This window comes from bacterium, assembly GCA_024224155.1.
GTDB lineage: Bacteria > Acidobacteriota > Thermoanaerobaculia > Multivoradales > JAHEKO01 > CALZIK01.
The window spans coordinates 1-641 of the sequence record JAAENP010000316.1 but is presented as its reverse complement, the minus strand read 5'-3'; the positions used below and the strand labels follow the sequence as shown (position 1 = coordinate 641).

Here is a 641-nt window from a genome sequence, read left to right as displayed (position 1 = left end):
GGTGCCAGTTGGCCGAGTCGACGGTGGCCAAGTACATGCCCCGGCAGCGCAAGCCACCCTCTCAGACTTGGCGAACATTTCTGGAGAACCACGTCTCCGACATCGCCGCGATCGACTTCTTCGTGGTCGCCACAGCGAGCTTCCGATTGCTCTACTGCTTCATCGTCCTTCGCCATGACCGACGGCGGGTTATCCAATTCAACGCCACGGCCCACCCGACCGCGCGATGGACCGCTCAGCAAGTCATCGAGGCCTTCCCGTACGATGAGGCGCCCCGCTTCCTGATCCGAGACCGAGACGCGATTTATGGCCATGACTTCCGAGAACGCGTGAAGCACATGGGCATCGAGGAAGTCGTCATCTCGTATCGCTCGCCCTGGCAGAATCCGTACTGCGAGCGCGTGATTGGTTCCATACGCCGGGAGTGCCTGGATCATCTGATCGTGCTCAACGAAGCTCACCTCCTGCGGATTCTGGCGAGCTACTTCGAGTACTATCACCGATCGCGCCCGCATCTTTCGCTCAAACGCAACGCGCCAGTGCCACGTCGAGTCGAGCATCCCTCCGAAGGAAAGGTGATCGCGATTCCTCAGGTTGGTGGGCTGCATCACCGATACACGCGGGCCGCCTGAGACACGCGG

The 641-nt window shown here is 60.8% G+C and carries 1 protein-coding gene; it reads left to right on the top strand.

The features are described from left to right. Window positions 1-110 precede the first annotated feature (110 nt). Window positions 111-632: a transposase family protein gene (locus GY769_16690; GenBank protein ID MCP4203558.1), complete on the top strand. Its 522-nt coding sequence runs from the start codon at window positions 111-113 to the stop codon at window positions 630-632. Window positions 633-641 lie beyond the last annotated feature (9 nt).